General features: G+C 44.0%; 17 protein-coding genes. 4 read left to right on the top strand and 13 right to left on the bottom strand.

The features are described 5' to 3' along the window. Positions 1-10: 10 nt before the first annotated feature. Together NG798_RS17040 and ntcA are read right to left on the bottom strand one after the other, a co-directional pair. Positions 11-1594, bottom strand: coding sequence for a DUF3084 domain-containing protein (locus NG798_RS17040; protein WP_261224889.1), 1584 nt, complete (start codon positions 1592-1594; stop codon positions 11-13). Positions 1595-2152: 558 nt separating this feature from the next. Further along, a complete protein-coding gene (gene ntcA, locus NG798_RS17035; RefSeq protein WP_261225038.1) occupies positions 2153-2824 on the bottom strand; it encodes a global nitrogen regulator NtcA in 672 nt (223 codons plus the stop codon). 304 nt (positions 2825-3128) lie between these two features. On the opposite strand from ntcA, the gene fabI reads away from it, so the two are divergent. Both fabI and NG798_RS17025 read left to right on the top strand, forming a co-directional pair. After that, positions 3129-3905 (top strand): enoyl-ACP reductase FabI, encoded by a 777-nt coding sequence (fabI, locus tag NG798_RS17030; protein ID WP_261224888.1) that lies wholly within the window; start codon positions 3129-3131, stop codon positions 3903-3905. 247 nt (positions 3906-4152) lie between these two features. After that, positions 4153-5676, top strand: a complete 1524-nt coding sequence (locus tag NG798_RS17025; RefSeq protein ID WP_261224887.1) for a thioredoxin-like domain-containing protein — start codon at positions 4153-4155, stop codon at positions 5674-5676. Positions 5677-5694: 18 nt separating this feature from the next. On the opposite strand, the gene NG798_RS17020 is transcribed toward NG798_RS17025, so the two are convergent. The 3 genes from NG798_RS17020 to NG798_RS17010 all read right to left on the bottom strand — a co-directional run bounded on the left by NG798_RS17020 (position 5695) and on the right by NG798_RS17010 (position 8389). Beyond that, positions 5695-6501: a circadian clock KaiB family protein gene (locus tag NG798_RS17020; RefSeq protein WP_261224886.1), complete on the bottom strand. Its 807-nt coding sequence runs from the start codon at positions 6499-6501 to the stop codon at positions 5695-5697. A 139-nt stretch (positions 6502-6640) separates the two neighbouring features. Then, complete coding sequence (locus NG798_RS17015; protein ID WP_317619610.1) at positions 6641-8104, bottom strand: type IV pilus twitching motility protein PilT; 1464 nt, start codon at positions 8102-8104, stop codon at positions 6641-6643. A gap of 6 nt (positions 8105-8110) precedes the next feature. Then, positions 8111-8389 carry a hypothetical protein gene (locus NG798_RS17010; RefSeq protein WP_261224885.1) on the bottom strand — a complete coding sequence of 93 codons (279 nt, stop codon included), beginning with the start codon at positions 8387-8389 and terminating at the stop codon, positions 8111-8113. 622 nt (positions 8390-9011) lie between these two features. Between NG798_RS17010 and wecB the strand changes: the two genes are divergently transcribed. Next, positions 9012-10124 (top strand): non-hydrolyzing UDP-N-acetylglucosamine 2-epimerase, encoded by a 1113-nt coding sequence (gene wecB / locus NG798_RS17005; protein WP_261224884.1) that lies wholly within the window; start codon positions 9012-9014, stop codon positions 10122-10124. 57 nt (positions 10125-10181) lie between these two features. Here the strand turns inward: wecB and NG798_RS17000 are convergent, their stop codons facing one another. The 3 genes from NG798_RS17000 to NG798_RS16990 form a co-directional block, all read right to left on the bottom strand. Continuing rightward, positions 10182-10679 carry a hypothetical protein gene (locus NG798_RS17000; protein ID WP_261224883.1) on the bottom strand — a complete coding sequence of 166 codons (498 nt, stop codon included), beginning with the start codon at positions 10677-10679 and terminating at the stop codon, positions 10182-10184. Continuing rightward, positions 10666-11166, bottom strand: a complete 501-nt coding sequence (locus tag NG798_RS16995) for a TIGR00725 family protein (protein ID WP_261224882.1) — start codon at positions 11164-11166, stop codon at positions 10666-10668. The genes NG798_RS17000 and NG798_RS16995 overlap by 14 nt, the downstream gene beginning before the upstream one ends. Before the next feature lie 147 nt (positions 11167-11313). Next, a complete protein-coding gene (locus NG798_RS16990) occupies positions 11314-12198 on the bottom strand; it encodes a 4-hydroxybenzoate solanesyltransferase (protein ID WP_261224881.1) in 885 nt (294 codons plus the stop codon). 143 nt (positions 12199-12341) lie between these two features. On the opposite strand from NG798_RS16990, the gene NG798_RS16985 reads away from it, so the two are divergent. Next, a complete protein-coding gene (locus NG798_RS16985) occupies positions 12342-13988 on the top strand; it encodes a Ppx/GppA phosphatase family protein (RefSeq protein WP_261224880.1) in 1647 nt (548 codons plus the stop codon). Between the two features lie 118 nt (positions 13989-14106). On the opposite strand, the gene NG798_RS16980 is transcribed toward NG798_RS16985, so the two are convergent. From NG798_RS16980 to NG798_RS16960, 5 genes are all read right to left on the bottom strand, one after another. Further along, positions 14107-15276, bottom strand: a complete 1170-nt coding sequence (locus NG798_RS16980; RefSeq protein WP_261224879.1) for a ferrochelatase — start codon at positions 15274-15276, stop codon at positions 14107-14109. 99 nt (positions 15277-15375) lie between these two features. Next, on the bottom strand, positions 15376-16890 hold the full coding sequence (locus tag NG798_RS16975) for a diguanylate cyclase (RefSeq protein WP_261224878.1): 1515 nt from the start codon (positions 16888-16890) through the stop codon (positions 15376-15378). After that, positions 16887-17495, bottom strand: a complete 609-nt coding sequence (locus tag NG798_RS16970; RefSeq protein WP_261224877.1) for a chemotaxis protein CheC — start codon at positions 17493-17495, stop codon at positions 16887-16889. The genes NG798_RS16975 and NG798_RS16970 overlap by 4 nt, the downstream gene beginning before the upstream one ends. Then, positions 17495-17941 (bottom strand): response regulator, encoded by a 447-nt coding sequence (locus NG798_RS16965; RefSeq protein WP_261224876.1) that lies wholly within the window; start codon positions 17939-17941, stop codon positions 17495-17497. Before NG798_RS16965 ends, NG798_RS16970 begins: the two co-directional genes overlap by 1 nt. Before the next feature lie 120 nt (positions 17942-18061). Further along, positions 18062-21982: a PAS domain S-box protein gene (locus NG798_RS16960; protein WP_261224875.1), complete on the bottom strand. Its 3921-nt coding sequence runs from the start codon at positions 21980-21982 to the stop codon at positions 18062-18064. Positions 21983-22056: the final 74 nt, after the last annotated feature.

The raw sequence follows: 22056 nt of genomic DNA, 5'->3' as shown, positions 1-22056 counted from the left end.
AAAAATAAAATTAAAAATTGGGGGGACGAAAAGAAGTTTGAAAAACAATCTGACCATTACGAATTGCCACCAATTCCAGTTTAAGAGGGCCAGAAGTATAAGTCAAATCCGCAGCAACAGCGCGAATATCAACCGGCTGACTTTGTTGTTCAAGCAGCGAAAGAAAATTAATAATCGTTTCTATCTTACCATCAGCCACCTGAGTATCACCTAAAATCCCCACATGACGAGCACGAAAAGAAGAAGCTTGTAATAACTGTTCAATGCGTTGCCGGCTTTGTTGAACACTCATTCTTTGAGGATCAACAGAAGTCGCAGCCACAACTTCACCTGGTTGAAATACAACCCGATTTAACACCGCATCCGCAAAAACTTGAACTTGTTTTTCACCGGCAACATAATTAGCAGCCGAAATAATTCTTACCACATAATCTTGACCATCATCAATTTGATTAACAAGTCGGTCAAGTTCTGCCTGAGTCATAGAAATTACTTGCCGAGTAACATCTTTTTGGCCTAATTGAGTTGCTTTAACAACCGCTTCATTGGCTTCTCTTAACAAACGATCAACTGCATCACCGGCCACAGCAGGATTAAGCACACGCACCACACTCGCCACAATCACTTGATTGCGACGTAGCACAATTGTTCCTTGCTGTAACTCCTTAACTTCTCTCCCTAAAACCTCCACTTCTTGCTCCAAATAAGCCTGCTGACTTTCCAACTCTTTAAACCGGGTTTCTTGTTGAGAAATAACCGTATTTTTCTGCTCAATTTCCCTAACTTTTTGTTGAATTTCTAAGGTTTTTTCTTCAATCTCATCTGTCTTTTTACTAATTACTACATTCTTCTGATCAATTTCTAAATCTTTCTCTTGTATATCTTCAGCTTTTTCTGCCAACTCTTGATCTTTCCGTTCCACTTCCAGAGCTTTTGCCGCTAATTCTTGATTTCTCTGAGCAATTTCTTCAGCTTTTTGGGCAATTGCTTTATTTTTTGTCTCAATAGTCTTATTCTGTTCAAAAATTTGCGATTTACCTTGTTCAAGCTGTTGAATCAAGGCTTGACGTTCCGCTTGTCTGTCCTCGATTTCTTGTTGCAAAGCTTGCTTTTGAGAAACGGTTTCACTTAACTGGCGCTGCGCCGTTTCTAAGCGTTGCTCTTTGCGAGCTTGTTCAGCAATTGCTTCATCAAGTTTTTGTAAAGCTCCTTGCAAAGAGCGGTTTGTTTGATCGAGATTCGCTTGAGCTTGTGATTGGTCATTTCTGGCCTTATTTAACTCAGCTTCAACAACATTTTTTTCCGTATTTGCTTTTTCTAAATCGCGGCGAATTTGCCTTAATTTTGCCTGAGTTTGGTCATACTCAAATACACCCTTGCGGAGAGGTTTGCTCGTAGCAAATAATATTCCTAGCGTAGTCGCCGAAATAGAAACTCCCGTGATAATTGTTACAAGAGTAGCCGTTTTCTTAGGACGGAGATTAAACAAACTTAATCGAGCCTTGCCAACTTTCGTACCAATGCGATCACCGGCAGTGGCAAGAACACCTCCCAAAATCAGAATAGATACAATTAAAATAATACCAATAGTCATTTTTAGATTTTAGATTTTTAAATTCGGCAAGTTTCTCTTTTAAAATTCCGGCGAACTTCTATTTTTAACTAACTCCTAATTTCTAGGCTATGGCCAGTTAATTTCCCGGTAAATAGACTTATTGGCCTTAAAGTTTCTAATTACAACAGCCCTCAAACAACCTTGAGAGAGCAATTATTTTGCCGTTCTTTAATCAGCACATCAAAAAGCCTTCGTTCCGCATTTTCCTCACCCCTGAAATATACTTAAGATTCCTAACCAAACAAATAGACAAATTTAACAAAATTGTTGAAGCAAAAAAACAGGCTTCCCCAAAAAATTTAACTTAATCAACCAGAAATCTAAAATTGTTACATACCACCACCTAAAGTTTTGCCCTTAAAGCATAAGTACGCTCTTTGGGTGAAAGCCAGAGACAAACACATATTAATTGTACCTGCAATCGTTATCACAAAGCAAACAAATAAAGCAACCAAGAAGAAAAAAGAGTTACACCGGCACTTGGTTTAACCCTCAATTCTAGCTATTTTGATTATCCCCACCCCCGCCAAGAAAGCCTCAAGTAAACTGCTGGCTCAAAGTCACAGGGTTATGGACAGTAATTTTTTTCTTGTGGATAGAAATCATCTTATCTTCGCGTAAATCGCCCAACAAACGAGTCACCGTCACGCGAGTAGAACCAATCGCTTCCGCAATCGCTTGATGAGAAAGCTTCAAATCAATAGTAATTCCTTCAGGAGTAGGAACGCCAAAATCGCGGCACAAAATTAACAAAAAACTCACCAAACGCGAACCCATATCCCGGTGAGCAAGCGTTTCAATCATCATTTCCGTCTGCAAAATCCGTGAAGAAAGACCGCGTAACATCACCATAGACAAGTCGGGATCTTCTTTAAGAGCTTTTTCGACCTGTTCAATCGGAACCGACAGCAATTCCACCGGCGTAAAAGCAACCGCATGATAAAATCGGTCAGAACGATGACCAGTAATCAAAGAAAGCACACCAAACACACTATTTTCCCGCAGCAGAGCCACCGTAATTTCCTCGCCTGCTTCATACACCCGCGAAAGCTTCACAGCGCCTTTGAGCAAAAAATAAACCCGTTCTGCCGGGTCACCCGGAAAGAAAATCGTCTTCCCACGTTCGTAGGTTTCCACCACCGGCGGAAATGCACCGGTGCCCATCTGACGAAATACTGCTGCTAGTGGTCTATCTTGCGTCATCACCATATCCATTCCCCTTGTGTCTTGGCCTAAGTCTTCAACAGATAACAATCGTTATTGTGATAAGTCTGTGACTTTAGAAAACATAATGCTACGCTTTTGTGGATTTTTTGTACAATGCGATACATAATTTTTGCCAAACCTTTCCAGTAGAGACTCACAGCCACACAACCAGAAAGCTTGAGATTGATTGTAGCGATAAGATGACATCAGTGGGGAAGCAGCCAATAGTGGAGTCGAGACCCCATCTCAGGTATAGTGGCTTTCTGGGCGTATTATGCCCTATGCAAGACTTCTCCCCTGGATGCGTATGCTCGATTTAACTGGAAAAAACGCCCTCGTCACCGGCATTGCCAATAACCGCTCAATTGCCTGGGGTATTGCCCAACAACTGCACCGGGCCGGTGCTAACATCGGCATTACCTACTTACCGGATGACAAAGGCCGGTCTGAAAAAAAAGTTGCCGAACTCGTCGAACCCCTAAATCCTTCTTTGTTTCTTCCCTGTAATGTCCAAGATGACAACCAAGTACAGGAAACCTTTAACACCGTCCGCGACAAGTGGGGCCGGTTGGATATCCTCATCCACTGTCTTGCTTTTGCCAACAAAGATGACCTTTCTGGTGATTTTAGCAAAACTTCGCGCCCTGGGTTTAATTTAGCCCTTGATGTTAGTGCGTATTCTCTCATTGCCTTGGCCGGTGCAGCCAAACCGTTAATGACAGAAGGAGGCAGTATTGTCACCTTAACTTACTTAGGCGGAGTCCGAGTAATTCCTAACTACAATGTCATGGGAATTGCCAAAGCAGCACTAGAAATGAACGTCCGTTATTTAGCCTCAGAACTCGGCCCCCAAAATATCCGAGTCAACGGCATTTCAGCCGGCCCCATTCGTACATTAGCATCTTCCGCAGTCGGTGGAATTTTAGACATGATCCACCACGTCGAAGAACTAGCACCTTTGCGGCGAACAGTAACCCAAACCGAAGTAGGAAATACCGCCGCCTTTTTATGTAGCGATCTTTCCAGCGGCATCACCGGCCAAATCTTATATGTAGATGCCGGTTACGAAATAATGGGAATGTAACCTGTAGGGTGGGTTGTTCCCACCCTTAAACCCCCAATCCCAAACCCTCCACCAAACAGAAAACCCCTCCGCGTTAATCTGCGTTAATCTGCGGTTAAAAAACCCTTTAATATTACACCAAACAGAAAACCCATCCGCGTTAATCTGTGGAGCAGGCATCTTGCCTGCTATAAATCTGCGGTTAAAAAACCTCCTAACCAAAAACCCAAACATCCCAAAAAACCCCCTATAAATAGATTATTAAATCATGGAAATCAAAAACCGAGTTAGAGCCCCCGAACTCCCGCAAAACAGCCCTTGGTTAAACACAGACCGGCCCCTTAGCCTAAAAGAACTAAAAGGCCGCATAATTATCCTTGACTTTTGGACATATTGCTGTATAAACTGCCTACATATTTTACCAGACCTAAAATATCTCGAACAAAAATACAAAGAAAACCTAACAGTAATCGGAGTTCACTCCGCCAAATTTGAAAACGAAAAAGAAATAGAAAACATCCGGCAAGCCATATTACGCTACGACATAGAACACCCTGTTTTAGTAGATAACGGCTTTAGCGTGTGGCAACAATACGTCGTCAAAGCATGGCCGACCTTAGTATTAATTGATCCCGAAGGATATTATTTAGGAAGTGTAGCCGGAGAAGGAAACCGCGAAGCCTTAGACGACATCATTAGCCAAATAATCGCCGCTTACAAAGACGAAAACATCCTCAAAAAAGAAGAACTTAAACTAACCCTAGAAAAACACCAGCAACCGCTGACCACACCCTTAGCCTTTCCCGGTAAAGTATTAGGAACAAACGAAGGCTTATTTATCGCCGATACAGGACATAATCGAATTGTTTGGACAACAAAAAAAGGAGAATTGCTTGATATAATCGGTTCAGGAAAAGCCGGATTAAAAGATGGAAATTACCTAGAAGCCCAATTTTTTGCCCCTCAAGGAATGACCTATGACGAAGAAAATTCCGCCTTGTATGTAGCCGACACAGAAAATCATGCCATCAGGAAAATAGACCTCAAAACAAAAACCGTAGAAACCATCGCCGGCACCGGCACCCAAAGCCATAACATAAAACCCCACAGTGGCAACACCAAAGAAATACAATTAAACTCACCTTGGGACATAGAATTAAACAAAAAATGCCTATATATAGCAATGGCCGGCCCCCATCAAATATGGCAAATGGAAATAGAAACCGGCAAAATAGGAACCTACAGCGGCACCGGCGCAGAATATTGTGTTGACGGACAATTAAACGAAGCCGCCTTTGCCCAACCCAGCGGCATAACAAGCGACGGAAACGAACTCTTTATAGCAGATAGCGAAATCAGCAGCATCCGAGGAGTCGGACTAGGGAAAAACACCCTTGTCAGAACAATTTGCGGTAGTGGAGAATTATTTGGTTTTGGCGACAAAGACGGACACGGAAACGACGTCTTATTACAGCATTGTTTAGGCGTAGACTATGCCCAAAATTATCTCTGGATAGCAGATACTTATAACCACAAAATCAAAAAAATAGACCACAGAACCGGCCTATGCAAAACCATGTTAGGAGATGGAGTGGCCGGTTTTATCGATGGAGTTGGCACCCAAACCCGATTTTTTGAACCCAGCGGTTTAAGCGCCATTGGAGCTCATTTATATGTAGCAGACACCAACAACCACGCCATCCGGCACATCGATCTCAACACCTTGAAAGTAACAACCCTAGAAATACCGGGGTTGTGTACACCCGATCTCTGTATTCCCAACAACCCCTAATACCCAGAAACCCTAACCTCATTCAAGAGTGCTAAGGATGCGTAAAATATCCTCAACATTATCCAATTCCCCGACAATACGGCGGACAGGTTTAGGCCAAACCTTGAGGAGAGTAGGAGTAGCAGAAACCTGATCTTCCTCAGCTTGATCCGGGTGTTTCAAAACATCAATAACCTTGAGAGTGTAAGGAACAGTAAGCGTTTGTTCGAGTAAATGATGCAAGCGTTCCAGCGTCCGCTCAGTTGCAGCAGAAGTACCCGAAACAAACAAGCGCAAGACATATCCTTGATTTATAGCGTCCTCCCGCCAAGAAGCGCTATCAGCATCAGAGTTGTGATCAGGTGATTTGGGCATATCTGGCACCCCAGGAATATGAGAGTTAATATGCCATCTTGTTTGATCAAACCGCATCACTAATTCATGTTCCTCCCAAAGTTGGGGAAACTGAGAGCGGTAAGTGGCCAAAACCAGAGGACTATAGCACTCTTCCGAACAATAAGCCATTTCCCACCTTAAGTCGCCGGTACCAAAAACAGCATTCAGCAAAGCTTGATGGCGTATCACCGGCCCAAAAGCTTCCGCTGAAACCTTAAGTTCGCCGGTGTACGGGTCAATCCAGCGGTCAATCGTTGCAGTGTAGGCCGGCACCAAAAAATGCGGAGGTTCTGGCAATCCCAGCAATTCCTGCAACAAAGCACACAAATGTAAATGCCACCGGCTTTGTTTACTGGGATCAACGCAATACACCAGATCCCCAGCAGGAGTAAATAAAGCAATCCCCTTATACACCGCAGAAGATGTTTCGAGGTTCTCTTGTAAAGGCAAACGGTCAGAATTCAACGAAAAAAACAACAAAAATAAGAGGATAAATCTATTTTGACACCATGCCGGACTTTCACAAAAAACAAAAAAGCGAACACACTTGTGTATGTTCGCGTTTCCAACAGCCAAAAAGACGCAGCCTTTAAATCCGGCCTCGGAGAAATTGAGCCATTTCGTTTGGTGTTGGCGACATTTCCAGAGCAGTTTCCTCTGTAATCCGGCCTTCACTGTAGAGTTTATAAAGCTCTTTATTCATCGTTGTCATGCCATCAAACTCTGCTTTGAGCATCACCGCGACAATTTCATCCATATTGCCTTTAATGATGTATTCCTTGATGGCCTCGGTATTAATTAAGATGTCGTGGAAGGCTGCCCGTTTGCCGTCGGTAGTTTTACACAACCCTTGAGCAATAATACAAATCAGCGATTCAGCAATAGCTACCCGCAGGGGCCCTTGTTCGGAAGGCGGGAACATCCCCAAAATCCGCTCAATGGTTTTAACTGCACTATTAGTGTGGAGGGTTCCCGCCACTAAGTGACCAGTGGAGGCGGCTTTAAGAGCAATATTCATCGTTTCTTGGTCGCGGATTTCTCCCACCAACATCAAGTCAGGGTCTTGACGGAGAGCGCCTTTGAGGGCGTTTTTAAATTCGAGGGTATGCCGGCCAACTTCCCGGTGTTTAATCAAACATTTGCGGCTAATATGCACGAATTCCACCGGGTCTTCAATGGTGATAACGTGCTTGGCCATCGATTTATTGATGTAATCAATCATCGCCGCCATTGTCGTTGATTTCCCTGAACCGGTTGGCCCTGTTACCAAAAGCAAGCCTTTGTGATAATGACAGACATCTTTAAACACCGGCGGCAGTTTGAGTTGCTCCATTGTCAAGATTTGAGCACCAATCAAACGCAAAACCATTGAGGGGCCGGCCAAGGAATCAAACAAGTTAATCCGAATTCGCACAAATCCATAATCGGCCACTGCATCAAAGTCTAAGGTGTCTTGGAAGCGGCGAATTTCCTCATCGGTTAAAATTTCCCGCAGCCAACTCATAAAGGTTTCGAGATCCGTGACCGGCCACTCGGTGGGTGTGACATCTCCTCGTTTGCGGAAACGCGGTGCTTCATTTACTCCAACGTGAATGTCAGAAACCCCTAATTCGTTGGCTGTCCATACCAAATCTCTTAGTCGTGGTTGTCCGGGGCTTGGCCCTGGCCCTCTGACTTGGGGTTGTGGGTCAGGTGCTTTTAAGCCTTTGATCGGGGGTACATCAGAGAATTTCAGCGCTGGGTTAATTAAACCCTCGTATTCTGATTTTGGTGCTACCCCTGGTGGTGTTAGTTCTGGGAAGGCTGCTGGGGGTGGGGACGCTTTGGCGGCTGGGGCTGGGGCCGGTGCTGGGGCTGGTGCTGGGGCTGGGGCCGGTGGTGCGGTTGGAGGGGGTGGGGTGGCCGGCATTGTTATTGTTTGTCCGCTTTGCCGTTGGGCCGGTGTTCCTGTTACGGGAATGCCTGGGGGTGGCATAGGGGGACGTCCGGGTGGCGGTGGCATAGGGGGACGTCCGGGTGGCGGTGGAACAGGCGGGCGGTTAGATTGTGTCATAGAGGGCTATTTTTGAATGACGGTAAATGCTTCTAGTGAGATGGAACTTAACTGATTTGAGTTAACAACAACAAAACCCCAACCAGGAATGATTGCACCGGCCCACTTAATTACCTGTGGTGTTGCCGATTTCTCCCAGTATTCCCCATCCTCGGAGATATTTTGATAGATGGCGGATAAATTTTTTAGTTCGGAGGTACTTTTTGTTTGGCGCCGGTCAGTAAAACTGCTGCTGAAAGCAGCCTCTAGTTTGCGGAAGAGGGGGTTACTGTATGTTTGTAACATATAGCGGTTTTTTGTTGTATAAACTAGAGAACAAGATTCTAAAAACTTAATGGCCGATAAAGTTACCGCGTTTTTCTGCCCGACAGCCATCAGAAAAACGCTATAATTCCCCCCTGTCTGAGTTCGGATCTGTTCACCCCCCTAGACGAAAGCCACAGGTTTACTGGTCGGCATTGGTCGGATAAATATTACACTTGTTGCTGGCTATGTACGTTTTAATTTTTTCACAACCCCAAATAAACACTATTACACCACCGCCAAAAATCACAAGTCATACTAATGACTGCTAGTAAGTAAGTCAACTTAATTAAACTCTGGGTGTAATGTAGGTTGGGTAGAGGAACGAAACCCAACACTCTCCAGGCTTTGATGGGTTTTGCCTTCGGCACGCTACGCGTAACGTAGTGCGCGATAGCGCTACGCTTACGCTCTACCCATCCTACAAATAATTAAGTGCTTCTACTTAATTGGCCGCATACTCATCACTTTTTTTGGGTTTTCAAAGAGAGAGTTAAGGACTTTTGGGGGATTGGCTTTGCAAAATACTGACAACAGTTAAACTTTGTGGGATGATAAAATTTGATAGGCAGCGGCAGCCGTTATTAATCAAGTATCAATTGTTATGAAAAATTCTCGAATTTCTGTCTGCATTACTTTGGGAACTCGACCAGAAGCAATTAAACTGGCACCAGTTATCCAACAATTCAAACAAAATTCCCTGTTTGAAACTCGTGTAATTTTAACCGGCCAACATCGAGAAATGGTAGACCAGGTTATGCAGCTTTTTAACCTCACGGCTGACCGAGATTTGGCAATTATGTTACCCCGGCAAACTCTCACGGATATTACTTCTCGCAGTTTACAAGGTTTAGAAGAAGTTTTTAAAGAAAATAAGCCCCATTTAGTTATTGTTCAAGGCGATACAACTACTGCTTTTGCTGCCGGTTTAGCAGCATTTTACCAACAAATTCCGGTGGGTCATGTTGAGGCCGGTTTGCGAACCGATGATTTATTTAATCCCTACCCAGAAGAAGCCAACCGCCGCTTAATTTCTCAAATTACTCAATTACATTTTGCCCCCACTTCTTTAGCTGTAGAAAATTTAAAACGTTCTGGTGTCACCGGCGCCATTCACCAAACCGGCAACACTGTTATTGATGCCTTACTTGCGGTTGCCAAACAACAACCGATTTGTGATATTCCGGGGTTAAATTGGAATCAATATCGCGTTCTTTTAGCAACGGTTCATAGGCGCGAAAATTGGGGAGAACCGCTACAAGAAATAGCGGCGGGTTTCCTACAAATTCTCGAACAGTTTCCCGACACTGCCTTATTATTACCACTTCATAGAAACCCGACTGTTAGAGAACCCTTGCAGCAAATTTTAGGCAATCATCCGCGAGTGTTTTTAACGGAACCTTTAGATTATGCTCAATTAGTCGGTGCTATGCAAAAATGTTATTTATTATTAACAGATTCCGGCGGATTACAAGAAGAAGCACCGGCATTAGGTAAACCTGTTTTAGTATTAAGAGAAACTACAGAAAGACCAGAAGCAATTGAGGCCGGTACTGCAAAATTAGTGGGAACTGATGCTAAAACAATAGCTAATTTTGCCTTTGAACTTTTAGGCAATCAAAAAGCCTATCAACAAATGGCAACAGCCGTTAACCCTTTTGGAGACGGTCATGCAGCAGAACGTATCCTTAAAATCGTGCAGGATTACTTTAGTTAATTTGCGGTTAGGGCAGAAATAAAAATCTGCCCTGCTTCGACTTTTTATGGGTAGAAACTATCGACTGTGATTTGGAGGTTCCACTTTATTTTTAAAGTTTTGCTCTCCTTTGTAATTAGATATAGTCGATAATTCTTTAAGAGACTTCATCCCCGGATAAAACTTGCCGTTAATTTCCCAAGTAGGAAAGCCTTTAATATTAGCTTGCCGGCACATTTCAGGCTTAGCATTTCTGCCTTTGGGGTCACATTCAATATAGTTAATGCTGGCAAAAGCCTCCTTGCCAAAAAGATCCTTTTGAACATGACAATAAGGACACCAATAGGCGGCATACATTTTAGCATTAAGGCTTTTAAGATGACGACCTAAAGCAAGTTCGGAAGGGCCGGAAGTTGTTTTAATAGCTGGGCCGGTTTCTCCTTGGGCAAGCTGAAGTGGGGAAGAAGATTGAGGCAAAGAGATTTTGAGAGAACCGGCAGAAACAGCCATAGATCCCAAAGTTAAAAAACCAAGGGCTGCGCCTCCAAGAAAAAGGGAAATTTTAGAAACTTTCATTTGTGATAATTTTGTGGATGAGGTGGATAACATCTTGGGGAGAATTGGCCAAAAAAACATAATCTTTTGAGAGAGATTGAAAAAAAAGTTTAGATTCTTCCCCAGTATTTAAGAGGATAACATTTTTATTGGCTTTGAGGGCAAGCCCGACTTCTGAAGCAGTACCGGCACCCATACCGCAAGCAACGACGACATCAGAGGAAAGAATATTAATATTGTTGCGGGCGTTTCCCATATCGGTAAAAATGGCAATATCAACGGCTGGGGAAACAGAATTAGGATCGGTTGTGGGGAGGATACCAATGACGAAACCGTTAGCTTTTTTTGCACCTTGACTGGCTGCTTCCATGACCCCAGAATTTCTGCCGCCGGTGAGTAAAACCCAATTTTGTTGAGCGATTAATTCACCGAGTTGGTGAGCGTTTTGGAGGTTTGTTTCGGTGGCACCGGCACCGGGGCCCATGATACCAATAACAATTTTTCGCATCGGTTTTTTTTTTAATAAATGGGCGTGGTAGGGGCGGATTATTTTAGATTTATTGGACTAGGAATCTATGATAAACCGGCCCCTACGGACATTTAAACAACCAACAGACGGCTTTAATAAATCGACCCCTACAAAACTGATTGGTGGTTATAAAAGAATCCCTAAAATCATCCCCACAAGTAAAATAAAACCGATCCAAACATTCTGGCCGAATATTTTTCCGTAGATAGGTTTGGGGAGGTTTGTTTGACGGAGGAAAGTATATTGCCAAGTCCAGAGAATGAAAGAAATAAGTAGAGTGATCCAGAAGGGGAATTGTAGGTGTAAAATGCCGCCTAGAGTGGCGAGGGCTCCGACGGTGCCGGCGAAGAAAAGGGCGATGGCTTCGGGTGCGTATTCGCCAAAAAAGATAGCGCTGGAGTTGATGCCAATTTTGAGGTCGTCTTCGCGGTCGCTGAGGGCATATACTGTGTCAAAGCCGAGTGTCCAGAGTACGGTGGCTGTCCAGAGGAGCCAGGTGGCCGGTTGGATGTCGTCGGTGACGGCACTCCAGCTTATCAAAACGGCGAATCCCCAGGCGAGGGAGAGGACGAGTTGGGGGATAGGGAAGACTCGTTTGGCGAGGGGATAGAGAATAATGAAGGGGAGGGCGGCGACGCAAAGCCAGAAGGTAAAGGGGTTGAGGTAGAGGGCGAGAATACCTGAACAGATAAAGGCGACGAGGGCGACGGCAAGGCCAATTTGAAGTGAGAGGGCTTTGGAGGCGAGGGGACGGGTGCGGGTGCGTTCTACTTGGGGGTCTATGTCTCTATCCCAGAGGTCGTTGACGACGCAGCCGGCGGCGCTGGTGGCTAAACTGCCAAGGACGATGACGGTAACGAGGGGGGCCGGTGGGGTGCCGTTACCGGCCAGAAATACGGCCCAGAGGGCGGGTATCATTAGGATGAGCCGGCCGGCGGGTTTGTCCCATCTCAGCAGGCGGATAATGGTGAGCAGTAGGGGTTCTTGTAGAGGTTGTTGTGTTCTGAGCATTTTTGGGTTTTATGTGTGGGATTTTTGATTTTTGATTTTATTAAATTTTAAGTTTAAGGGTGACTGATAGTATCGCACAATAGTCTTAATAAGATATTCTGATTTTGTCGTTTTAGAAGGGGTGTATTCCCTGATACAGTGCAATGGTTAATTCAATGGCGTTGGTGGATATATCTGATTCTTCGGACAAGCGTGACCGGATTGTTGCTGCGATTGATTTGGGGACGAATTCTCTGCACATGGTCATTGTGCGGATTGAACCAAAGTTGCCGGCTTTTACGATTATTTCTAGGGAAAAGGAAACGGTGCGTTTGGGGGATCGGGATGCGGCTACTGGGGATTTAAAAGAAGCGGTGATGAAACGGGCAATTACGGCGTTGCGCCGGTTTCAAGAAATTGCCAAAAGTTTGAATGTTGAACAGATTATTGCGGTGGCGACGTCGGCGGTGCGGGAAGCTCCAAATGGGCGTGATTTTTTGGTAGAAATTGAGGAGCAGTTGGGGTTAGCTGTTAGTTTGATTTCTGGTCAAGAAGAGGCGCGGCGGATTTATTTGGGTGTGCTATCTGGGATGGCTTTTAATAATCAGCCTCACGTTATTATTGATATTGGCGGAGGTTCGACGGAGTTAATTTTGGGAGATGGTCAAGATCCGCGTTTTTTAAATAGTTCTAAGGTGGGTGCGGTTCGCTTAACTTCTGAGTTTGTTAAAACAGATCCGATTAGTAATTCTGAGTTTCAATATTTGCAGGCGTTTATCAGGGGGACTCTGGAGAGGCCGGTGGATGAGTTGCGGGCTCTTTTGAATGTTGGTGAACAAGGGCGTTTAGTGGGAACTTCGGGAACAATTGAGACGGTTGCTAATATTATTGCGCGGGAAAAAACAGGGGCGGTTCCTAGTCCGCTGACCGGCTATCAATTGATGTTAAAAGATTTGCGAGATTTGGTAAACCGGCTCCGAAGAATGACTTATGCGGAACGGTTGGCTATTCCGGGGATGAATGACCGGCGCAGTGAGATTATTTTGGCCGGTGCGCTGATTTTGCAGGAGGCTATGGGACTGTTAGGGGTGGATTCTCTGACGGTTTGTGAGCGGTCTTTGCGTGAGGGTGTGATTGTTGATTGGATGCTGACTCATGGGTTAATTGAAGACCGGCTTCGTTATCAAAGTTCGGTGCGTCAGCGGAGTGTTTTAAAGATTGCTCAAAAGTATGAGGTGTTTTTGGATTATGCGGATCGAATTGCAATGTTTGCGGTGAGTTTGTTTGATCAAACAAAGGGGATTTTGCACAATTGGGGTGCTGAAGAAAGAGAGTTACTTTGGGCGGCTGCTATTTTACATGATTGTGGAATTCATGTTAGCCATTCTTCGCATCATAAACATTCGTATTATTTGATTCGGAATGGTGAACTTTTGGGTTATACGGAGAGGGAAATTGATTTGATTGCGAATTTTGCGCGGTATCATCGCAAAAGTCCGCCGAAAAAGAAGCATGAGAATTTTCGGACTTTGCCGAGTAAGCAATCTCGTTTGATGGTAAGTCAATTGAGTGCGATTTTGCGGTTGGCTGTGCCTTTGGATCGCCGGCAAATTGGAGCGGTGAAGGCGGTTAAATGCGAATTTAAGGCGGATACTAGAGAGTTTAGATTGTTTTTGGTGCCGGCTTTTGAGAATGATGATTGTGTGTTGGAGTTGTGGAGTTTGGATTTGAAGAAGGATGTTTTTGAGGCTGAGTTTAATGTGCGGGTTGTGGCGAAGTTGGAGCAGCGCTTGGGGGTGCCGGTGCGTTGATTTTGTTTGTCGGTTAAGTTGCGGGCATTCAAGCCAAAGGTTTAGGGCAGAATGAAGAATATTCTTTCCTAAACCTTCTGGGCTCTTTGATTCTAGCTGTGCTAGATGTCGTCAATTTTTAATGATGATGGTGATGTCCACCATGATCGTGATGCTGATGGCCGTGATCATGGGAATGCTTTTCGTGAGAGTGAGTGCCCGCCAATTGCAAATTAACTGCAAGGGCTTGTTCAGCAACCAACGCCTCTATCTGGGGATGTGCCCATTCAGCGGCCATTTCCAAGAAATCATCCCGCTCATTCACGCAAGGCATTTGCACATAAGTTACATCGGCATAACGACGCTGTAGCCCTTCAATAATATGCTCTACATCCAAGAGTGTCTCGTGATTTTCGGTAGCAAAACCAATAGGCATCATTACTATCGCTTTTGCACCCAAATAAATCAAGTTGTTGGCGGCTTGTTTGGCATCGGGTTGAGTCCATTCAATCAAAGGCGTATCATGGTTTAACCAACCGACAGAAATCAGAGGGAATTTGTTAATTAATCGTTCGCGGACTCGTTCATAAAGCGCCTCACTTTCGAGAATTCCAGAGGTATAACCTTTGGCTTTGTGGGGGCAACCGTGATTCATTAAAACAATGCCAATTTGGGAAGGTAGATATTTGTCTGCCAAATCAGCCGTAACTTTTTCTTCCACCATCCGAGCCAACAAATCGATATAAGCCGGCTCATTATAAAATGAGGGAATATAGCGCTGTCCTTTTACCCAGTGTTGCTCACCTTCTGCTTTAGCTAAGGCGTTATTAACTTGTTCAACAGCAATGCCGCTGGTGAAAATGGAATCAACTACTAACAGCGGATAAATCAGAATTTTGTCAAAGCCTTCGGATTTAATTTCTGCTAAAACTTGGTGGGGCAAAAACGGAGCGCAAAAGTTAAACGCTTTAAAGACTTTAACTTTGTTTCCCCAGCGGTGTTGGAGGTGATGTTCAATACCGGCCCGTTGTTTTTCAAAAATGGCATTATGGGGGGAAATAAAATCGTGATGAGTATGTCCCCATTCGTGCCGGTCAAACATTGCCAAAAGCCGCGCCAAAGGGGGATAAATCCAAGTTGGTACCGGCGCAAATTTGGCGGTCAGCAAATTTAAAGCTTGTTCGTTATAGTTAGCGAAATCTTCGTAGGATTCAACCTCACCATAGCCCATTAGCAAAACAGCAACGCGGTCATTGCCGGTTGCTTCTGCGTGGGAATGTGTATGTAATTTTTCAGGAGTTGCAACCACTTGAATATCCTCGAGTAAGTGTATCGCCCAGACACACAACCAGGGGTATTTGGCAGAGTGCCGGCTTCAAAGGTTGCCAGCAAAGTGTGTCTGTCGAATTTATTTTAGCATCCCAGGGGGGGGGATTGGGGTATTGGTTCCAGAAAAAACAACAACTTTATCTCGGCCTTCTTTTTTGGCCCGATAAAGGGCTGCATCGGCTGAACCCAAGACAGCAGAAGAATTTGCGCCGTGTTCTGGAAAACAGGCGACACCTAAAGAAAGGGTAATTGAACCTAAAAATTGACCGCGTTGTTTGACATTCAAATGCTTAACGCTTTGGCGCAAATGTTCTGCTCGCTGCCTCGCCACTTCCAAAGGCGCATCGGGCAAAATTAAGGTTAATTCTTCACCGCCATACCGGCAGGCAATATCGGAACCCCGGATATTTTTTTTCAGAAATATGCCTAATTCTTGCAGGACTAAATCGCCGGCTTCGTGGCCAAAAGTATCGTTAAAAATTTTGAAATTATCGACATCGAGCATAATGATGGATAGGGGTTTTTTGGCTCGAAAGGCGCGGAGAAGTTCTTGGCTTAAAAATTCTTCCATATAACGCCGGTTATACAAGCCAGTCAGGGGATCACGAATACTTTGATTTTGTAAAGTTTCTCGAAGTTTTAAGTTTGCTAAAGATAAGGAAATATGCTCTGTAACAGTTAAAGCGAGTAATTGTTTAGCTTGGGTTAAAACGCCTGATGCGTGGGAAACCAAATATAACATTCCTAAAATTTCTCCCTGGGCGAGTAAAGGAATGCAGCAATATTGGGCCGAAGTTTTGTTAAAATGGCTGCAAACCGCACAAGGTTCAGTATTAAAAATAACCATTGGTTTTCCTCGCTGCACAGCCCAACATTGATTAGCTGGAAATACCATTTTGGTTATTAAGAGATTGCCCCAACTTGCTACAGCTTCCACTATTTTTTTCTCTTGATTGAGCAGAAAAAGGCCGCCGCTTAAGTTGGGAAACAAAGATTCTGCGGCATTGGCAACGACGGTATAAGCTTCTTCAACGGTCAAACAAGCTTGTAATAATTCGCTCATTTGACTTAGGCGAGTTAGTTCAAAATTGCGTTGTTCAAGTTCTTTTGTTTTTTCATATAAATCTTGTTCTGCCTGCTTGCGTTCCTCAATTTCTGCCAAAGCCCGGTCTCGCATTTTGCGATAATCTTGAATGCGGTTTGTTAGATCCGTTACATCTTCGATGATTAAAAGGGCATAAAAACCGCTGTCGTTGAACCGGCGGATCGCTGTTACGGTAGTATGCTGAATGCGTAATTTTTCATTGGGTAAAGTAGATGGAATAATGTGTTTATGAAGCTGAGACGAAAAAATTGTTGGCGGGCCTCCTTCAAAAACTTGTTTCAACCGGCTCAAATATTTCGGCGAATTCAAGTGAGGATAATGCTCACAAATGTTGCTTCCTATAATTTGGTTTTTGCTGATTTTCGTCCATTCTTCCAAACATTTATTCCAAAAAACCACGCTCAAATCTTCCCGCAGAACACAAGCGCCTACAGGTATTTGATCGAGAATTTCTAACTTATTGTTAACAGTGTTTATTTCCTCGTTCATGCCTCCCCATACACCTGTTTTATGGCTAAAAGCAACGCTTCAAAAGAGCCTACCTTAAAAATTAAAACAATGTCGCCTTCAATTTGTAGCTGTTCAACAGTAAAACGAGCTTGAGCTAACAAAATTGTGGCTTGAGAGTCATAGCCCTTTTCATTTAAAAGCTGTGGCACAATTCCCTCAAGATAGGCAGGCAAAGAATAATTAAAATCTTGTTTGAGTAGATTACTTATTGCCCCCATCACCCCGCTAATAAAAATATTACCTACCTCAGTGATTGCTCCTATTTTGAGAGAATCGAGGTCATCGTTGCCCAAATCTTCATTCATAATAGCCGCAACAAGTTTAGAGGCGCTATCTGTCGGAAAAATCAGTTGAGCATTGCCGCTTAAGGTGCCGGTGAAACCAAGCCGCACAGCAGAAAGATACTCTTCTCCCAACCGTTGCGAAAGTGCCTCAACCGCCTCAGTCGGAGAGAGAATGGTAATATAGGGAATCTGCAAGCAAATGTGAGAGTTTATAACTTCATTCAAAACACTCGCAGCCCTACCAACTCCCATATTAACCACTTCTGCGAGAGCATCGACTTCATAGGCTGTTAAATTCATCAGTTTGCCTCCTTGTTTAAAGCCAGGGCTTTTTGAATAACCTGCTGAAGTTCTGATAGTTTTGGAGGCTTATTGACAACCGCCAGCGCACCCAAACCCAGACACTTATCGCGGGTAGTGTCTTGAGTGTCAGCAGTAATAAAGATCACGGGAATTTTCGAGCCTTTCTCATTCAACGCCTCAATAACTTGCCAGCCATTGAGTTCGGGCAGTAATAAATCGAGCAAAATACAATCGGGTTGGTGAAGAAGCGCCATATCTACCGCTTTTCGACCGTTATCTGCCTCTAAGGTTGTATAGCCTTGCCCTTGGACGATTTTGCGGATCACCGTTCGTGTAATCAGCGCATCATCCACAATTAAAATTAAAGCCATTGTTTTTTCTGTGAGTAACGTTTTTCTAGGCTGGGCCACTTGCTCAGCATGACCTATCTTGCTAACAATCATAAATGCTAATTGCAACTCGCTTTTCGCAACCAAGGCACAGGCTGCTGGCGCGAAGTTTTTTGAGCGAGAGTTTTAGCCTTGTTTGATTGGCCAACAAATTCACGAATCCGTAACAGGCAATCAAGACGCCGTAACCGTACAATCGCGCCCTTGTTTTTTGGCTCGATAAAGTGCGGCATCGGCAGAGCGAATCAACAACTCGCCATGAGTACCGTGAGTGGGGAAACAAGCCACCCCTAAAGATAAAGAAATGCGCTCTAGGAACTGACGCCGGTGCTGTACCTGAAGGTTTTTTACACCTATACGCAAATCTTCGGCTCGCTCGCGCGTAGACTCCAGACAAGACTCTGGGAAAATTAGCGTAAATTCTTCCCCCCCATACCGGCAAGCAATATCGGTAGAGCGAATTGAGGACTGCAAAAATATGCCCAACTCTCGCAACACGGCATCGCCGGCATCGTGACCAAAAGAGTCATTAAATTGTTTGAAATGATCAACATCAAGCATAATTACACTGAGGGGCTGACCAGAGCGAATTGCCCGGTGAATTTCTCGGTCTAAAGATTCTTCTAAGTAACGGCGGTTAAACAAGCCGGTCAAGGGATCTCGGATACTTTGATTTTGCAAAGTTTCGTGTAATTGTAAATTCGCCAGCGCCATACTAACTTGCCGCGCTACTGTCACAGCAAGCTGCTGTTTTGCTTTTGTTAATTGCCCCTTGTCTTGATAACTAAAATAAAACACTCCTGTTGCTTCACCGGCAGCCATCATCGGAATACAAAAACTTGCCTGCGGTGCCGGTTGCACCAAATGTTTGCAGACAAAATTTTTCTGGGGGTCTTCCACCAAATGAGGCTGACCCCGCCGCAATGCCATACAATCATGGGGCGCAAAAATTTTATGCGTTGTTTCAGCGTTTCCCCAAAGCGTCTTTGCTTCTACCAAATTTCTCGATTCACTAATCTTAAAAATCCCGCCGCTACTATTAGGAAATAACACCGGCATCATTTGTGTAATCACCGCAAAAGCTTCTTCCAAAGTCAAACAAGCTTGCAGTAAATCACTGGTATGACTAAGTAGCGTAATTTCCTCGTTGCGATCTTCCAATTCATTCACCCAATTGGTAAGCTGGTGATTGAGTTGCAGCCATTTTTCTTCAACTTCCTTGCGATCTGTAATATCGGTAGCCGTTCCTAAAATTTCCTTTGCTTTACCATCGGCTGTTTTTGTAAACACCGTATCCCGGCTCAAGAATCGGCGCCATTCACCACTTTTATGCTGAAGCCGATATTCAAACTCAAAAATCTCTCCTTCCCTCGCGGCGAAAAAATGTTTAAAATAATCAGGAAGTTTTTGCAAATCTTCTGGGTGCATCAAGTGATCCATAAACACCCCATTCATCTGTTTAACTTCTTCGGGAGTATAACCCAAACTCCCCAGCACTTCCCGATTAATATAAAGATTCCTGTTCTCTTGAATATCATACAAATACAAAATATTTGGCGTCGAATCAGCAAGACGTTGAATAAACCGTTCACTTTCGCGCAAAGCCATCATCGTCTCCTGACGCTCGGTAATATCCCTTAACACCACCAAACACGCTAATTCTCCATTAATTTCAATGGAAGTTGCAGCCACCTCCACATCAACTGTTTTGCCATCTAAGCGGAGATATTTTTGTAATAATAAGGGCGTATCTTGCTGTAATTCCTCTAGTTTATGCAGCCTTTGTTGGGCAATGAGGCGATAGTCTGGATGAATAAAATTAAAAATAGATTTCCCCACCAAATCTTTCTCACTTACACAGCCTAAAATATTCACCGCCGCACTATTGACAAATTTAATAATTTCTTTTTGAGCAACATAAATCCCATCGGGGCAAAGATCCACCAACCGGCGATATCTTTCTTCGCTGAGTTTCAAAGATTCTTCGGTGCGTTTGCGGTCGGTAATATCCGTATGAGAGCCAACCATCCTAACAGGATTACCTTGTTGATTCCAAACAGCTTGTCCTCGGTCAAGAATCCATTTATAACTACCATCCTTGCATAAAATTCGGTGTTCAGAAATATAAAAAGGAGTTTTTTTCGCAAAATGTTCCTCTAGTAACTTCTTGACAGGAGCAATGTCTTCGGGGTGCACTCGTTTTGCCCATTCGTCCAACTGATTTGGAATTTCCTTATCTTCATAACCCAACATTTCTTTCCAGCGAACCGAGAAAAAAGTTTCATTGTTTTCGATATTCCAATCCCAAATTCCATCATTATTTCCCCGTAATGCTAATTGCCAGCGATCTTCACTGAAACGAAGTTTTTCTTCTACTAATTTCCGGCGCGTGATATCGTGACTTGCTCCCAGTAGGTGCGTGCAAATTCCCGCCTCGTTGAAAATGGGAGTCAGCGTAGTTTCAAAAATTAAGTATCCTTTTGGCACATCCGCAGTTTCTTCATATTGCAAAGGCACAGCTTGACGCACCGCTTCCTGATATTTACTTAAAACAAAATTTACTGCTCCTTCGCCGGCAATTTCTTCTATTTTTTTGCCTATCAAATCCTCTTCTTTTAATCCAGTAGCTTCTAAATAAGCCTTATTGACGGAAACGCATTCATAAATATTATTTTCTTCAACTTTCATCAAAAAAATTAAATCAGAAACCGTGTTATAAATCAGCGATAACCGACTTTGACTGGCTTTAATTGCCTCCTCCATTTGGACTCGCTCTGTCACATCTTCGACGATATAAGAAAACTGGGCATGGCTATCCGCTTCTCTAAAAATAGGGCAAACCGTCACCGACAGCCAGCGCCGACCGGCCTCAGTATCGTGGAAATATTCAAAGCGCACCGGCGCGGATTTTCTTTCACTTTCCAGATAGTAACTCACCCATTTTTGTCTATTTTCCTCAGAAACTCCCATTTCGCTTGCTAATTTCAAGTGCATTGCTTCAGTTGTCGTGCCAAAAAAATCGGCTGTGGTGGCATTATCAGAAATATGTAAAATATCTTCCCCAACTATTTCTACCACTCCCATCATCATCGGAGCGCTATCATAAAAACTTCTTAGCATCGATTCTTGTTCGCGCAGAAACTTTTCTACTTGATGTCTCTGAAAAATTTCGTGTTGCAACTGTTGATTAATCTCTTCAACTTCCCAGGCGCGAAATTTCGATTTTTGTGCTAAGTGAACCATCCCTCCTGCCATCAAACTCAGAAAAGTGCCGGCTCCCCATACTACGAGGGGTAGCTGACTTTTTTGTTCACTTAATAGTTTCTGATTCGGCCATACTTCTAAACGCCAATCCAGCGCCTCAAATTCAATTCTTGCGCTTTTAATAAAATCAGAATTTTTGGATTTTTCCAGTACATTTTGACGATAAATCTCTTTGTTGCCCTCATAAATAATTTGGGCATAATTGCCGGCAATTTTTGGATGTAAAATGTCCTTAAAAACCTCTTTAGCCTTAAAAACCCCGACAACAAAACCAGTTAAATTCTGGGCTTTAATAATTGGAACGCAAACAAAGAATTGTGGGCCTTTACCCTCCTTATTCATAGTAGGAGAAATTTTAGCCTCTCCCGACCGAGCCTTCAAACATTCTGCACCGTTTTGTTTCAACAAATGTTTTAAATTTGTAGCCGCTTCCGGGCGATTTACCGGCATCCCAGAGCGAATCTTAAAAGAAGAATCAACAAGCCAAATCGAATCGTAACCTTCAAAGTGTTCGAGATAAAGCTGTGCATCCGCTTGCCAATTTTCTTGGAAATACTTCGGTGCTTTTTCCCCGCGTTGCGCCAGCCGCACCAGAGCCAAAATTCGCTGCTGCATTTCCTGGTGCAGTTCGCTTGCCAGCACCGCCACTTCAGTTGAAGTTGTCTGTTGAATTTGAATAGCTTCGCGTAGCTTTATTGCTCGCCCCAAACCCACCGACGCACTTAAAACTCCCACCCCCACCACCAAAGGAAGTACACGCCAAACAAACCACGGGCGCCTTGCCATCCCCCCAACAATTGCCAAACCCCTCAAAACGCTTTGTTGCTTCATAATTAACCAGATTCACCAGCCACGATAAACGCAGAGCCGATCTATAATGGGGAGGTTATTTGCATCTTCAAAGG

It is taken from the genome of Ancylothrix sp. D3o (assembly GCF_025370775.1).
Taxonomy (GTDB): Bacteria; Cyanobacteriota; Cyanobacteriia; order Cyanobacteriales; family Oscillatoriaceae; genus Ancylothrix.
Note: the sequence above shows the minus strand (reverse complement) of the source record. Positions and strands in the feature narration are given on the sequence as shown.

What these genes read in the sequence shown, in the direction of transcription:
- NG798_RS17040 (WP_261224889.1), bottom strand. Translation starts at nt 1,594, where the DNA reads ATGACTATTGGTATTATTTTAATTGTATCTATTCTGATTTTGGGAGGT.
- ntcA (WP_261225038.1), bottom strand. Translation starts at nt 2,824, where the DNA reads ATGGTGATGACGCAAGATAGACCACTAGCAGCAGTATTTCGTCAGATG.
- fabI (WP_261224888.1), top strand. Translation starts at nt 3,129, where the DNA reads ATGCTCGATTTAACTGGAAAAAACGCCCTCGTCACCGGCATTGCCAAT.
- NG798_RS17025 (WP_261224887.1), top strand. Translation starts at nt 4,153, where the DNA reads ATGGAAATCAAAAACCGAGTTAGAGCCCCCGAACTCCCGCAAAACAGC.
- NG798_RS17015 (WP_317619610.1), bottom strand. Translation starts at nt 8,104, where the DNA reads ATGACACAATCTAACCGCCCGCCTGTTCCACCGCCACCCGGACGTCCC.
- NG798_RS17010 (WP_261224885.1), bottom strand. Translation starts at nt 8,389, where the DNA reads ATGTTACAAACATACAGTAACCCCCTCTTCCGCAAACTAGAGGCTGCT.
- wecB (WP_261224884.1), top strand. Translation starts at nt 9,012, where the DNA reads ATGAAAAATTCTCGAATTTCTGTCTGCATTACTTTGGGAACTCGACCA.
- NG798_RS17000 (WP_261224883.1), bottom strand. Translation starts at nt 10,679, where the DNA reads ATGAAAGTTTCTAAAATTTCCCTTTTTCTTGGAGGCGCAGCCCTTGGT.
- NG798_RS16995 (WP_261224882.1), bottom strand. Translation starts at nt 11,166, where the DNA reads ATGCGAAAAATTGTTATTGGTATCATGGGCCCCGGTGCCGGTGCCACC.
- NG798_RS16990 (WP_261224881.1), bottom strand. Translation starts at nt 12,198, where the DNA reads ATGCTCAGAACACAACAACCTCTACAAGAACCCCTACTGCTCACCATT.
- NG798_RS16985 (WP_261224880.1), top strand. Translation starts at nt 12,342, where the DNA reads ATGGTTAATTCAATGGCGTTGGTGGATATATCTGATTCTTCGGACAAG.
- NG798_RS16975 (WP_261224878.1), bottom strand. Translation starts at nt 16,890, where the DNA reads ATGAACGAGGAAATAAACACTGTTAACAATAAGTTAGAAATTCTCGAT.
- NG798_RS16970 (WP_261224877.1), bottom strand. Translation starts at nt 17,495, where the DNA reads ATGAATTTAACAGCCTATGAAGTCGATGCTCTCGCAGAAGTGGTTAAT.
- NG798_RS16965 (WP_261224876.1), bottom strand. Translation starts at nt 17,941, where the DNA reads ATGATTGTTAGCAAGATAGGTCATGCTGAGCAAGTGGCCCAGCCTAGA.
- NG798_RS16960 (WP_261224875.1), bottom strand. Translation starts at nt 21,982, where the DNA reads ATGAAGCAACAAAGCGTTTTGAGGGGTTTGGCAATTGTTGGGGGGATG.